Here is a 13,529-nt window from a genome sequence, read left to right on the forward strand (position 1 = left end):
TAAAAGGCACAGTTGAAGCCTTTTATCGTTAAGCTTTAGCGCAAAGAGCGGGATCATAAAATGAGTAAAGGCTAGCCGTGGGAACCCTAGCTAGCCTTAGATAACAAACACAGTCTTCCTTACGTTATAGCTTGCATTCTAGTTTATCCGCGAGGTAGTCAGCTAATTCAAAAAGAGGGATGTGTGTCATCACACCGTCTTTGCGGCACTTAACTGAAACCCTATTTTCAGCCTCCTCCTTATCCCCAACCGTTAAGATATAAGGCACTTTTTGCTTGTGAAAACGTTTCATTTTGCGGGCAACTGAGTGTTGACTGATATCAATCAACACTCGCATGTCTCGTGCTAAACATAGTGCGGCTAACTGACGGACAAATTGGCTGTTTGACTCATTCACTGAAGCGATAGCAACAGGCACGGGATGCAACCAATCCGGCAGGTTACCCTGTGAGACTTCCAAGAGAATCCCCAACCAACGCTCGATAGAGCCATACATAGCTTGGTGCATAATCACTGGCCGTTCGAATTCACCTTGCTCATTTGTGTACTGAACATCGAATCTTTCAGGCAAATTGAAATCAAACTGGATAGTGCCACACTGCCAGCGTCTTCCCATAGAATCTGTCAGTGACAATTCAATTTTGGGACCATAAAAAGCCCCTTCGCCAGCTTGATACTCGGCATCAAAGCCCTCAATCTGGCAGGCTGAATCCAATAGCTTTTGTGCTCGGCACCATTGCTCATCGCTGCCTAATGCCTTCTCAGGTTTAGTCGATATTTTTACGTCTAAATTATGGTAGCCGTAATCACCATAAACCTGCTTTGCACGCTGGAGAAAACCACGTATCTCCTCCTCTGCCTGAAACCAACAGCAAAAAACATGGGCATCATCCTGAGTGAACTGGCGTGCGCGCAGGCAACCATTTAACGAGCCTGAGGATTCATTACGGTGCACCAAGCCAAACTCAAATAGTCGCAGTGGCAAATCTCTATGGCTATGTACCCCGCGCTTAAACAGCAAAATATGGGCAGGACAAGACATAGGTTTTAAAACATATTCATCCATGTTTTCCTTTCCGCCACCGAAAAACATGTTCTCTGCAAACATGTCCATATGCCCAGACGTTTGCCATAACTCCTTCTTCATAAAAACAGGCGTGTTCACCTCCTCAAAACCATTGCGACGATATACGCGCCTCATGTGCTCTTGAATATCTCGGAATAACGCCCAGCCATTCGGGTGCCAAAAAATCATACCCGGCGCCTGTGGTTCAGAGTGAAATAGGTCAAGTTGTTCTGCAATTTCGCGATGTGTTTTCATCATTCTCTCCTAAGTAAAATCTGAGCGAAATACAAAACCAAGGTATAAAAAAACCCTCTGGCGATGTCGCTCAGAGGGTTTTTTTAAAGACGCAAAAAACTACCCCCCGAGAATTCTCGTGGTGGTAGTGGTGGTGTTAATTGCGCTTACGTATATTTTTTTCATGCGCCAGTAATAACAAATCATCCCTATCGCAGCAAGCATTTTGTTTATAAAAAAATAAATGACAGACAAAATAAAGACAAAATAAATGGCCATCCATAATGAATTATTGGACCGTCGCGGCCAACCTCTTTTGCTCACAGTAAAAGGCACAGTTGAAGCCTTTTATCGTTAAGCTTTAGCGCAAAGAGCAGGATCATAAAAACGGCCAATTAATATTGGCCGTTTTTGTTTGCCTATTCTACTTCTGCGGCTAAACCATAGGCCTGGTAAATCTGTTTTACACGGCCCGATGCAGCCATATCAAGCAGCGCCCGATTAAGTTCATCGAAAATAGCAGCATGGGTAGAGTTACGGGACATACCAAAATAATGTTCGATCCGATTCGACTGACGGTAATCGGCATAGCTAAAACGATCGTAACCGAGCTGCTTGAAGGCATTCTCAATGGCGGCACGATCGAGCACCACCATAGTGTCGAAACGCCCCATGATAAACATGCGAGCCATGTTTTCATCATCGGTAGACTCAATTTTACGTAGCGCGGGATCTGTATTAAAACGCTCAAAATAAACTGTGCCCCGTTTAACCCCTACAGTAACCTGATACAAATCCTCATAGGACTTAATCCGTCCTTCCTCGCCGGCTTTTACGAGAAACAAAATATCGCGAGTCTGAGTGCCGATAGGACCAAGAAACCTTACAAATGCCTCTCGCTCTTCGTCTCGTATCGTGCGCGGCACAATGTCGACCGTGCCTACCCGCAACTCATGAATGCTGCGAGCAAAAGGACGCGCGCTCCATTCGACGCGATAACCGACCTTAGCCGCCGCTTCCTCAAGAATATCCTTTAACGGACTCGTCATAGTATTAGTTCGCTCATCAAGCACCATCTCAGGAGGACGATGCCGAAAATCGGCACGCAACACGTTAGAAAAAGTAGCCGATTGCACCTCAGCGGCGACAATGATGTCCGAGAAAAAACCACAACCAAGCACACACAGAATTGCGTAAACAGAAGGCAACGAAACAAGGATACTTTTAAAATACATAGAGATGCCCGCAAATTTATATGTTGCATTTAGCATAACTCAAAAAATCGAAAACTAAAGTGCATAAAACATAGGCCCAGCCTGTAATTGTGATAAAGCGCATTGATTAAACCGTATAGAGCGGGTTAAAGTGTGACCACAAAGTAAAAAGTGTGACCACTTAAGGAAAATGCAGGGCAAACTCGAACTCAATCATCGAGCACGCCATTTAGGGAAGAAGAAGCAAATCAGCAATGTGCGCCCAAACTCTAAGCAGACAAGTCTGCCACCACTTTCCAAAATAATAAGTACATTTGATTAGCGGGTTATGTCATCGGGTTAACTATTGACTCGCATTACTTCAGGGACGTAAATGACCGATTTCAGTAACAGTATGTTATCCCTAGCGATAATACTCTCCAGCATGTTTGCCATAGTGGGTGTCATGTATGGTTTGCTGAAATATCGCGATGCAACCGTAAAACTACCCGTCGATCGTGAGCAACTCACCCGTATTCCCGCTTATGGTCTTCAGCAACAAATACAAGATCTGCAGATGGACTTAATCGGCAGCATGCTGATGGGCGCGATGATAGTATCCCTGCCGTTTGCCGTAAGCAGCCTTAAAGCCCACATCACAGTCGGTCAATTTCCGTGGATATCTGTCACAACGGGTTTAATGGGATTAGCTTATTGCGGCTTTAAAACATGGAAAAACTTTTCCAAGCTCACCAAATTACGCCTCGGCCACACTGCTGAAATCGCCACAGCCAATGAGCTCATAGGCTTACAAGCATTGGGTTATCAAGTGTTTCACGATGTCCAAGCCGACGGCTTTAACATCGACCATCTCGCCGTAGGCAAAAATGGCGTATTCGCGATTGAAACCAAAGGCCGCCATAAACGGAACAAAGACCTACTCCAAACCAATGGAACTGGCCCAGGCTCTGGTAAAAAAGGCTATCAAGTATTTTACAAAGACGGGCGCTTAAACTTCCCCTCGTGGACAGAAACCAAGCCCATAGAACAAGCCGAACGTCAGGCCAAGTGGGTCAGCCAATGGTTAACCAAAGCCACAGGCTCCCCCGTCGCCGCCACCCCAGCCCTAGTATTCCCCGGCTGGTATGTCACAAGTCAATCAAAACCACCGTTCCCGATCGTCAACCACAAACAATTAGTCGGAACGATCCCAAAACTGAAAACCCAAGATCTTACCCAGCAACAAGTCGACACCATCATCTACCAAGTCGCCCAAAGATGCCTAAGCAAAAGCGAAGCGGGGAAATGATGATATTGAATAAGCTTACTCTGACCCGATTAATTTGGAATTTCTTATGTATATCAGAAAGGTAACGATTCACAACTACCGTAGTTTCCGCAATTTCGAAGCTAAACTTCAACAACTGACAGTTGTTATTGGTGAAAACGATACTGGTAAGACGAACTTTTTCACCGCACTTTCGTTACCGTTAAGCGGCAACCAAATAGACTTTAACCAGAAGCGTTTGAGTGTTTCTGACATCAACAAAGATGCCGTTATTGATTTTCTAACGTCCGTTGTCAATGATGACGCCGAAGATAATCAGCTTAAAAAGATCCCTAAAGTATCAGTAACCATAGAGTTCGCTGATCCAAAAAATGCCTATGAAACAGCACTGCTAGCTAAGTGGATTGTTACTGATGGAGATGAAGAAACTTACAAAATCAGATATGAATTTAAGCCTAAAGACGACAAAGACCTGCTTGAGGTCGTGAAGAAATCGCTCGCTGGTAAGACTTTAGATGAGATTAACTGGTTTACTCTACCCGTTGAGCTATACGACTACCAAGTCGTATCTGTGAACAACGAAAAGCCTATCGCATACAGTGACTTAAAACATGTCAGTGTCCATAGTATCAATGCTGAGCGAGATGACTTCTCAGAAAGCAATTCAATGAAGTCAAATAGCATTTTCACAAAGCTGCTTATGAACACTCTCAACGATGATGACAAAGGTCAGATCAATATGGCCTACTCTGAGTTCTTTAGTGCTATTGAAAAGACAGAAACATTCGACAAAGTCATTGGAGCTAATGACGATTTTGAGAATTACGACAGTATTATCAAGCAGCTTGAGTGCACTCCTAACCTGCCTAACTTGAAGAACATCTTATCGAACATCACTTTGAAATACGGTAATGAATTTCTGTACCAAAAAGGCTTGGGACAGCGAAATCTTATCTACATACTCATCCTGTTTGCTTACTACAAGTCATGTGGTGATACATTCAACTTGTGCTGTATAGAAGAACCAGAAGCACACTTGAGCGTTAACAACCTTCGTTTAGTAAGAGACTTCATTGAGAAAAGCTCAAGCAACAGTGGCTCGCTTGTACAAACTATCATTTCTACCCATAACCCATCGATCATCAACAAGCTGAAGATCTCTAATGTGTTGGCGTTTACTGGCGAGAAAGCAATTAGTTTGTCTGATACTCCAACTAAGCTAGTTGACTACCTAAGAAAGAGACCTAATTTCGACATCCTAAAGCTGCTGTTCGCAAATAAAGTCATTCTAGTAGAAGGCCCAACTGAAGAAATGCTGATCAGCACTTATTTGTCTAAACAACCAGTCCTCAACGACATTGATATCATTCCAATTGGTCAACGTGGTTACGCCACTTTCTTAGATATATGGCTCGCCTTGAACAAAGATAACCAGAACAAGAAAATTGGTGTTGTCCGTGATTATGACAATTCAGAGGAAGCTAAAAAGAGACACGATGCGTATGACACAGCGCATACGAATGTCACTGTAAGAACAACGACAAATTACACACTAGAAATTGATTTAGTAGAAGCAGAAGACAACCTAGCTTTGCTAAATGGTTTATTCAAAATGGATGGCGACCTCGCCGCAGTGTCCGAACACATGATCAATGGTAAAACAGCAAGAATGCTTGATGTATGTGATGCGATGGTTGATGAAGAGAACCCACTGGACATCAAGTTACCAACTCACATCGCTGAGGTCATTGAGGCGGTATCATGATAGAAGTACAGATTGCAGGAGCAGGTGCTGGGAAAACTTATGGCTTAGCAAAGACTTTGATAGAACACATCGTAGCGTGTACTACTCACAAAAAGACATTTGCACTGACATACACAAACTCAGCAACAGCGAAGATAGAACAAGAGATAGTCAAACAACATGGCTTTATTCCATCAAATCTCTGCATACAGACAGTACATAGCTTCTTGTTAAACGAAATCATCTACCCATTCTCGTCATTCACTCTCGGAGATATGTATAACGACGCATCAATAATGATGTTACCGAGTAATGTTAGATTCAAAAACTGGCACTTAAAGCGATTAAAAGATAAAAACATCATTCATGCCGAGAGCGTCTACAACATCGCTAAACAAATTGTTGATGAAACCACCAGCAAGCACAGCAACAGAGCGAAGAAAGCCAAAGTCCGCAGACTATTAGCTATTCTAGAGAGTTGCTTTGACAAGATATTCATCGACGAAGTCCAAGACTTAGATGACGATGCTCTACGCTTTTTCGAGGTACTAGGCAGCAACGATATTGACGTATACATGATTGGAGATCCAAAACAAGCAATCAAGTATCCCCAAGCACTTGATACTTTCGTTAAAAAAGTAACTCCAAAAGAATACGCAAATATCTTACCAATCAACAATCAAACCAGACGAGTCCCCACGGAGATCTTAGCTGTATCAAACAGCTTCTGTTATGAAGACCAGCAACAAGAATCACTATCAGAAGTAGTCGGTGAACTCATGTACATAGAATCGGTGGATAGACGATATGACAAGCTACTAACGAATTACATAGATGCAAAACAACTTGTTTGTATCGACAAAAAGAATGGTCGTTATACAACTTCGTCTACACACAAACACGCATTTCCACGAGAGATCGAGGAAATGATTCGTGAGTCTAACCACAAGAAAGACAAAACTTTGTTTGTTAAAGCCGCCTTTTCTGACTTTATTGACGATGCAATCGATGAAGATAATAAGCGAGCCATAAGCAAACTCATTGCTCGGCATTCATTAACTCTTAATAAACAGCACTTCGCCCAATTACATGAGCTGTGCAATTCATGCACAAAAAATGACGTTCAATACAAAGTCCAAAGTATCGACTCGATTAAGGGATTGGATGCCGATACGTGTGTAATCATACTTAGCTCTAACACCCTGAAATACTTAACCCAAAATGGTATTGGCAAAGCGAATCGTTTTAATAAAGAGTGGAAACGAGTCTATGTAGCTCTTACTCGTGCCAAGAAGAGGTTGGTTTTGGCATTAGATCACGATTTACTCGCTAAAGAAGACATGGTGGCAGTTAGGGATTTGATAGGTGAATTGGGGTTTGTCAGTCATGATTAAGAATCAATCTGGGCTATTTTCATCCAGAAGAGTGTTAGGGAATAAATGAGGTCAGAGTAAACTTAAGATAGTTACACTAATGACCTTCTAAAACATGGATGTTGAAGCAAAGCCTACAGGAAGGCTCATGTTTAGATAATAGGCGGCACGTCACTTGTTGGGCTATTAGAAGAGCGTCAAGGGCTAAAAGCAGAACAGGTATAACTCTTCATTCAATGGTTACACCAGAACAGGCATTGTTGCACCAGTGACCTTCTAAAACAGGATGTTTTAGTAGAGCCTACAGGGATGTATCCACGGCGTGTCACTGGTGTAACAGTGCAAGAGCCTGCGGCAGGCAATTAACAACACCGCATTATCAGCGACTTATAAAGCTAATTAGCAGCTCAATCCCAGCAGAATTAAAACTAACCAATAAAAAAGCGAACCGCTAAGGGTTCGCTTTTGTATGTCCATAATTGCGTTGCTGGCGAAGCTAATGCAAGGCGGATTGAAAGCTTTCGCGCGGAGTTGACTCCTGTCAAACTCTCGATTTCGAGCTATGCGAAAGCCTCATTCAACGCCGCAGTAGCTAGCCTAAGCAGCAATTATTATTCGTAGTCTGATAATGGCGCACAACTACACATTAGGTTGCGGTCGCCGTACACGTCATCGATACGATTGACAGTTGGCCAGAACTTGTTAGTGCGTACTGCAGCACTTGGGAACACGGCCACTTCGCGGCTGTATGGACGCGTATCAAACTCTGGGTCCATGATATCGGCCATAGTGTGCGGTGCGTTGTGCAGCGGGTTGTTGTCCACTGGCCATTCACCTGATTCTACTTTGGCAATTTCGGCGCGGATTGACACCATAGCGTCGATGAAACGATCGAGTTCCACCTTAGATTCAGATTCCGTCGGCTCAATCATCAGGGTTCCCGCAACAGGGAAGCTCATGGTTGGTGCGTGGAAACCGTAGTCATTCAAACGCTTAGCGATATCCATTTCGGTCACACCTGAGGCTTCTTTCAGTGGGCGTAGGTCGATAATACATTCGTGCGCGACGCGATCGTTACGGCCACGGAACAATACTGGGTAGTGTTCAGACAGCTTCTTCATCACATAGTTAGCGTTTAACAGCGCAGTTTGGGTCGACTTTTTCAGGCCCTTTGAACCAAGCAGCTTAATGTACATCCAACTGATCGGCAGAATGCCCGCGCTACCGTAAGGTGCAGCCGATACGGCGCCGTTGTTGTCGCTCACGCGGCCCGGTTTAACCACAACGTGGCCGGCAACGAACGGCGCTAAGTGGGCTTTCACGCCGATTGGGCCCATACCTGGACCACCACCGCCGTGTGGAATAGCGAAGGTTTTATGCAAGTTAAGGTGTGATACGTCGGCACCGATAAAGCCAGGAGACGTTAAGCCAACCTGCGCGTTCATGTTAGCGCCGTCTAAGTACACTTGACCGCCGTGCTGATGCACTATGTCGCAGATTTCGCGGATAGATTCTTCATACACACCGTGGGTCGATGGGTAAGTGATCATGATGCAAGACAGGTTTTCAGCCACTTCGGCGGCTTTGGTCTTCAGATCATCTAAATCGACGTTACCTTGCTTGTCACAGGCAGTAACTATCACTTGCATACCGGCTAATTGCGCCGATGCAGGGTTAGTACCGTGGGCAGATTGCGGGATCAAACAGATGTTTCTGTGCGCATCGCCGCGTGACTCATGGTATTTCTTGATGGCTAACAAGCCAGCGTATTCACCTTGAGCGCCAGAGTTAGGTTGGATACACACAGCGTCGTAGCCTGTAATGTTCACTAACCAAGTCGACAACTCTTCAATCAACTGAGTAAAGCCTTTGGCTTGATCCAGTGGGCTGAATGGGTGCATGTTGGCAAATTCTGGCCAGCTCACAGGGAGCATTTCAACCGCTGCGTTTAACTTCATGGTGCAAGAGCCCAGTGAAATCATCGAGTAGTTAAGTGCTAAATCTTTGCTTTCGAGACGTTTGATATAACGCATCATCTCGGTTTCGCTTTGATAGCGATTGAAGGTTGGGTGGCTTAAAATCGCATCTTGGCGCACGAGTGCCGCCGGAATCGATTGGCTACCTTGGCTCACGATTTGCGCGTCTAACGCGGCAACATCTAAACCATGGCCGGCACCTAAGATCACATCGAACAAGGCTTCGATATCTGTGCGCAACGTGGTTTCGTCTAAGCTCACGCCCACAATACCATCGGCATCGAAACGTAGGTTCATTTCAGCAGCCAGTGCGCGTGCATTGACGGCAGCAACATCTAAGCCTTTGATGCTAACTGTATCAAACCAAGTGCTGTTGACTAAGTTCACGCCCTTCGCTTTTAAGCCTGCCGCTAAAATGTCGGCGAAACGGTGAATGCGTGACGCGATAGTTTTCAGGCCATCTGGGCCGTGGAATACGGCGTAGAAAGACGCCATATTCGCTAGCAGAATTTGTGCAGTACAAATGTTTGAGTTGGCTTTTTCGCGGCGGATATGTTGCTCACGAGTTTGCATTGCCATACGCAGTGCGCGGTTACCACGGGCGTCTTTTGACACACCAATGATACGGCCAGGCATAGAACGTTTGTGCTCGTCACGGGCAACGAAGAAGGCCGCGTGTGGGCCACCAAAACCCATTGGCACGCCAAAACGCTGTGCACTACCAAATACCACATCGGCACCCATAGCGCCCGGTGATTTCAGTAATACCAAGGACATAATGTCGGCGGCGACAGTCACAACCACATTCTTCGCACGCAGAGTTGCGAATAATTCAGTGAAGTCAGTGATTTGACCGAAACGGTTAGTATATTGGAACAAAGCACCAAACAGCTCATGGTTAACGGCCTCAGATGCAGGGCCAACCACCACTTCAAAACCAAAACACTCAGCGCGGGTTTTCACTACGTCTAAGGTTTGCGGGAACACATCATCGGCAACGAAGAAGATATTGGCTTTTTTCGCTTTAGAAACGCGCTTTGCCAGCGCCATCGCTTCGGCAGCAGCAGTTGCTTCATCTAACAAAGAAGCAGAAGCCAAATCTAAACCCGTTAAGTCCATCGACACTTGTTGGAAATTTAGAATGGCTTCTAAACGGCCTTGGGCGATTTCTGGCTGATATGGCGTATAAGCCGTGTACCAACCTGGGTTTTCAAATACGTTACGCAGGATCACGTTTGGCACTTGAGTGCCGTAGTAACCCATGCCGATATAGCTCTTAAATACTTGGTTTTGTTTCGCTAAACCACGAATGTAAGCAATGCCTTCGGCTTCGCCGCAGGAATCACCAATGCTCAGATCTTGGCTTAAACGGATCGACTCAGGCACAATTTGCGCGGTCAGATCGTCCAGAGACTCAGCACCAACATAGTTCAGCATGGCTTGCTGTTGGCTGCTATCTGGGCCGATATGACGACGTAGGAATAAATCGTGCTGTTCTAACTGAGTGAGGGTTTGCTTGGTCATGATAAACCTTGTTCCAGATTTGCCGAAATTCAGAACTGTAGGGTACTGATTAACGGACTGTTGTTATGTCAATCTTGCGCTAAAACAAACGAAGCCCCTTAGGGCTTCGTTAGCGTCGACGATTATTCTTCGTCGATAACAGCTTGGTAGCCTTCAGCATCCAGCAGAGCGTCGACTTCTGATTCGTCAGAAGGCATTACGCGGAAGAACCAGCCTTCGCCGTAAGCACTGCTGTTAACGAGTTCTGGCGAATCTTCCAGCGCTTCGTTCACGGCAATCACTTCGCCAGAAATGGGGGCATAAATGTCAGACGCCGCTTTTACTGATTCAGCTACAGCACAGTCTTCACCCGCAGTCACAGTGTCGCCAACTTCTGGGAGTTCAACGAAAACCATGTCACCTAACAGCTCTTGGGCGTGCTCAGTGATACCTACTGTGTAGCTACCGTCTTCTTCCTTGCGGATCCATTCGTGTGAAGAGGCGTATTTCAGTTCTGTCGGAATATTGCTCATTGTTCTTGTTCCTTGTTCCGTTTTTTTAAAATGCTTGTTTACCGTTGCGCACAAAGTTTGGCGCCACTACTCTAACAGCCACACGTTTTTTACGCATTTCGACTTCCGCAGTATCCCCAATCGAGCTAGGAACACGTGCCATCGCAATAGAATAGCCCAATGTTGGCGAGAAAGTCCCGCTGGTGATCACGCCTTGTTGCTCTACACCGGCTGAGTCGGTGAAAAATACTGGCATATCATGGCGTAACACGCCCTTTTCTTCCATCACTAGACCAACAAGTTTGCTGGTTCCGGCATCGCGAAGTGTTTCGAGGGCTTTACGGCCGATGAAGTCACGGTCGTTTGGTTCCCATGCAATAGTCCAGCCCATGTTGGCGGCCAATGGGTTGATGGTTTCGTCCATGTCTAAGCCGTAAAGATTCATACCAGCTTCGAGACGCAGCGTGTCACGGGCACCAAGACCACAAGGTTTAACCCCTTGATCTAACAATGCTTGCCACAAGGCTTGGGCTTCATCTTCTGGGACGATAATTTCGTAGCCCGCTTCGCCTGTGTAACCCGTAGTCGCAATAAACAGTGAGCCTGCTTGCTTACCGAAGAAAGGTTTCATGCCTTCGATGGCGGCGTTTTGCTCGGCACTGAACACGGCAGCGGCTTTCGCTTTTGCGTTAGGACCTTGAACGGCAATCATCGCCAGCTCAGGACGCTCAGTCACAGTGACATCAAAACCTTGGGATTGCTTGGCGATCCAAGCGAGATCTTTTTCGCGGGTCGCTGAGTTCACTACCACGCGGTAGTTAGTGTCAGTGAGGTAATAAGTGATGAGGTCGTCGATGATACCGGCATTGTCATCTAACATGCCGCTGTATAAGGCTTTACCTGGCACTTTAAGTCTAGCCACATCGTTCGCCAGCAACTTACGTAGAAATGCACCAGCGTCGCTACCTATCACATCAACCACAGTCATGTGGGATACGTCGAACATACCCGCGTCTTGACGCACAGCGTTGTGTTCTTCGATTTGTGAACCATAGTTGAGGGGCATATCCCAACCGTGGAAGTCGACCATCTTAGCGTTTGATTCTAAGTGCTTGTTAAACAGAATAGTTTTGTTAGCCATTGTTATCCCTTTTTGCGGCCTTTTTCAGGTCTCTGCCTAGTGTAGGGTGTAGATACTAGGGTCTAAAATGCGGCGAAATTATACCTTGCGTCACAAATTTGTATACAGGAGATTTTTCTAATCCGAAGTCATTGTCATTAGATTTTCTCATCTTCAACATGTAATTTTTTTACATGCGAAGGCCAGATTTGCGCAGCTTGCAGTCAAATTGCTGATATTGTCAGCAATTCTGATCACATTAGCGCAACCTAGGCTAACGGCACAACTTAGGCAGTGCCGACTTATTACCCATGGCCTGTTGTATGAACACTGTTTTCAGCCCAGCGACATTATCAACGAGATTTAATCCCAGATCGCGAATCGCCTTTTTGACTGGGTTTGAACCTTCGAATAGGCGTTTAAAGCCCTCCATCGCTGCGATCATCTCCATCGCATCGGCTTTACGCCAACGTTCCAGTGCACGCAGCTGGGCATAATCACCGATATCTTTACCCGCTTGCTGTAATTCGCTGATCACTTCGATAATGCTGGCCGCATCTAAAAAGCCGAGGTTCACCCCTTGGCCAGCCAGCGGATGAATAGTATGGGCTGCATCACCTGCTAACACTAAGCGGTGACGGGCAAAATGGCGGGCGTAGCGCATCCGTAATGGAAAAGCGTGGCGCTCGCTTTCCAGCTTGCAAATCCCTAAACGTCCGTCGAAAGCCGCGGTTAAGTTGCGCTCGAATTGCACTTTGTCCATCGCCAGTAATTCAGTGGCGCGCTCAGGCGGCACCGACCAGACGATAGAGCAGAGATTGTCTTCATACAGAGGTAAAAATGCTAGCGGGCCGTCCTGCAAAAACACTTGGCGGGCGGTGGCAAGGTGTGGCATTTCGGTACGAATAGTTGCGACGATTGCGTGGTGGCCGTAATCCCAGAATGTCAGCGGGATCTTGCATTGCTCGCGCACCCAAGAGTTGGCGCCATCGGCGGCTATCACAAGTGCAGCACTGACACTTTCTATTTCAGAATCGGCGCCATTGGCAAGGGTCAACCAAGCTTCGCGCTCACCAAAAGCAATGCGCTCTATGCGTTGGTTTTGAATATGGGTGATATTGTCAAACTCACTGGCGCGTTTGGCGAGGGCAAAGCTAATGGCATCGTTTTCTATAATCGCGCCGAGACTGGTTTCGCTGATGCTGTTGGCATCAAAGGCAATTTTACCGAAACCATCTTTATCCCATACCGACATTTTTTGATAAGGCGTGGCGCGGGAGGTGTCTAAATAACTCCATGCCCCTAAGTTTTCTAACAAGCGCAGGCTCGCCTTATTGATGGCGCTCACCCGTAAACGTGGCTCGCCGCTCACGGCCTCTGTGTGGCCCGCATCGATAACGACAACATTCAGATCGGCCTGCGCCAATCCAATCGCGGTGGCGAGTCCCACCATGCCGCCACCCACAATGGCGATGTCATAGGCTTGTGAACTTAACATGGGTACATCCTTTTCGCGTTGC

Annotated in this window: 9 protein-coding genes and 1 pseudogene; 4 read left to right on the plus strand and 6 right to left on the minus strand. The window is 46.2% G+C overall.

From position 1 onward, the window contains the following. Positions 1-124: 124 nt before the first annotated feature. On the minus strand, positions 125-1,321 hold the full coding sequence (gene thrS, locus L5M40_RS04685) for a threonine--tRNA ligase (RefSeq protein ID WP_263256300.1): 1,197 nt from the start codon (positions 1,319-1,321) through the stop codon (positions 125-127). 268 nt (positions 1,322-1,589) lie between these two features. On the opposite strand from thrS, the pseudogene L5M40_RS04690 reads away from it, so the two are divergent. Continuing rightward, positions 1,590-1,658, plus strand: a pseudogene (locus tag L5M40_RS04690) (DUF3297 domain-containing protein); the annotation flags it as partial. Positions 1,659-1,719: 61 nt separating this feature from the next. On the opposite strand, the gene L5M40_RS04695 reads toward L5M40_RS04690, so the two are convergent. After that, a complete protein-coding gene (locus tag L5M40_RS04695) occupies positions 1,720-2,535 on the minus strand; it encodes a substrate-binding periplasmic protein (protein ID WP_263179548.1) in 816 nt (271 codons plus the stop codon). A gap of 352 nt (positions 2,536-2,887) precedes the next feature. Between L5M40_RS04695 and L5M40_RS04700 the strand changes: the two genes are divergently transcribed. Genes L5M40_RS04700 through L5M40_RS04710 form a run of 3 tightly spaced genes read left to right on the plus strand, consistent with a single transcriptional unit; the run spans position 2,888 to position 6,919 of the window. Beyond that, positions 2,888-3,802, plus strand: coding sequence for a nuclease-related domain-containing protein (locus tag L5M40_RS04700; protein ID WP_263179547.1), 915 nt, complete (start codon positions 2,888-2,890; stop codon positions 3,800-3,802). Between the two features lie 46 nt (positions 3,803-3,848). Beyond that, the gene (locus L5M40_RS04705; protein ID WP_263256301.1) at positions 3,849-5,546 is read left to right on the plus strand and encodes an ATP-dependent nuclease; all 1,698 of its coding nucleotides are present in this window, start codon (positions 3,849-3,851) and stop codon (positions 5,544-5,546) included. Beyond that, a complete protein-coding gene (locus L5M40_RS04710; RefSeq protein ID WP_263256302.1) occupies positions 5,543-6,919 on the plus strand; it encodes a UvrD-helicase domain-containing protein in 1,377 nt (458 codons plus the stop codon). The genes L5M40_RS04705 and L5M40_RS04710 overlap by 4 nt, the downstream gene beginning before the upstream one ends. 590 nt (positions 6,920-7,509) lie before the next feature. Here the strand turns inward: L5M40_RS04710 and gcvP are convergent. The 4 genes from gcvP to L5M40_RS04730 form a co-directional block, all read right to left on the minus strand. Beyond that, positions 7,510-10,398: an aminomethyl-transferring glycine dehydrogenase gene (gene gcvP / locus L5M40_RS04715; RefSeq protein WP_263178181.1), complete on the minus strand. Its 2,889-nt coding sequence runs from the start codon at positions 10,396-10,398 to the stop codon at positions 7,510-7,512. 122 nt (positions 10,399-10,520) lie between these two features. After that, positions 10,521-10,910 (minus strand): glycine cleavage system protein GcvH, encoded by a 390-nt coding sequence (gene gcvH / locus L5M40_RS04720; protein WP_011845766.1) that lies wholly within the window; start codon positions 10,908-10,910, stop codon positions 10,521-10,523. Positions 10,911-10,935: 25 nt separating this feature from the next. Continuing rightward, on the minus strand, positions 10,936-12,030 hold the full coding sequence (gene gcvT, locus L5M40_RS04725; protein ID WP_212599688.1) for a glycine cleavage system aminomethyltransferase GcvT: 1,095 nt from the start codon (positions 12,028-12,030) through the stop codon (positions 10,936-10,938). A gap of 253 nt (positions 12,031-12,283) precedes the next feature. Then, the gene (locus L5M40_RS04730) at positions 12,284-13,507 is read right to left on the minus strand and encodes an FAD-dependent monooxygenase (protein WP_263256303.1); all 1,224 of its coding nucleotides are present in this window, start codon (positions 13,505-13,507) and stop codon (positions 12,284-12,286) included. Positions 13,508-13,529 lie beyond the last annotated feature (22 nt).

Source organism: Shewanella sp. SM68 (genome assembly GCF_025653925.1).
GTDB classification, from domain to species: Bacteria; Pseudomonadota; Gammaproteobacteria; order Enterobacterales; family Shewanellaceae; genus Shewanella; species Shewanella oncorhynchi.

What these genes read in the sequence shown, in the direction of transcription:
- L5M40_RS04695 (WP_263179548.1), bottom strand. Translation starts at nt 2,535, where the DNA reads ATGTATTTTAAAAGTATCCTTGTTTCGTTGCCTTCTGTTTACGCAATT.
- gcvP (WP_263178181.1), bottom strand. Translation starts at nt 10,398, where the DNA reads ATGACCAAGCAAACCCTCACTCAGTTAGAACAGCACGATTTATTCCTA.
- L5M40_RS04710 (WP_263256302.1), top strand. Translation starts at nt 5,543, where the DNA reads ATGATAGAAGTACAGATTGCAGGAGCAGGTGCTGGGAAAACTTATGGC.
- L5M40_RS04700 (WP_263179547.1), top strand. Translation starts at nt 2,888, where the DNA reads ATGACCGATTTCAGTAACAGTATGTTATCCCTAGCGATAATACTCTCC.
- L5M40_RS04730 (WP_263256303.1), bottom strand. Translation starts at nt 13,507, where the DNA reads ATGTTAAGTTCACAAGCCTATGACATCGCCATTGTGGGTGGCGGCATG.
- L5M40_RS04705 (WP_263256301.1), top strand. Translation starts at nt 3,849, where the DNA reads ATGTATATCAGAAAGGTAACGATTCACAACTACCGTAGTTTCCGCAAT.
- gcvT (WP_212599688.1), bottom strand. Translation starts at nt 12,030, where the DNA reads ATGGCTAACAAAACTATTCTGTTTAACAAGCACTTAGAATCAAACGCT.
- thrS (WP_263256300.1), bottom strand. Translation starts at nt 1,321, where the DNA reads ATGAAAACACATCGCGAAATTGCAGAACAACTTGACCTATTTCACTCT.
- gcvH (WP_011845766.1), bottom strand. Translation starts at nt 10,910, where the DNA reads ATGAGCAATATTCCGACAGAACTGAAATACGCCTCTTCACACGAATGG.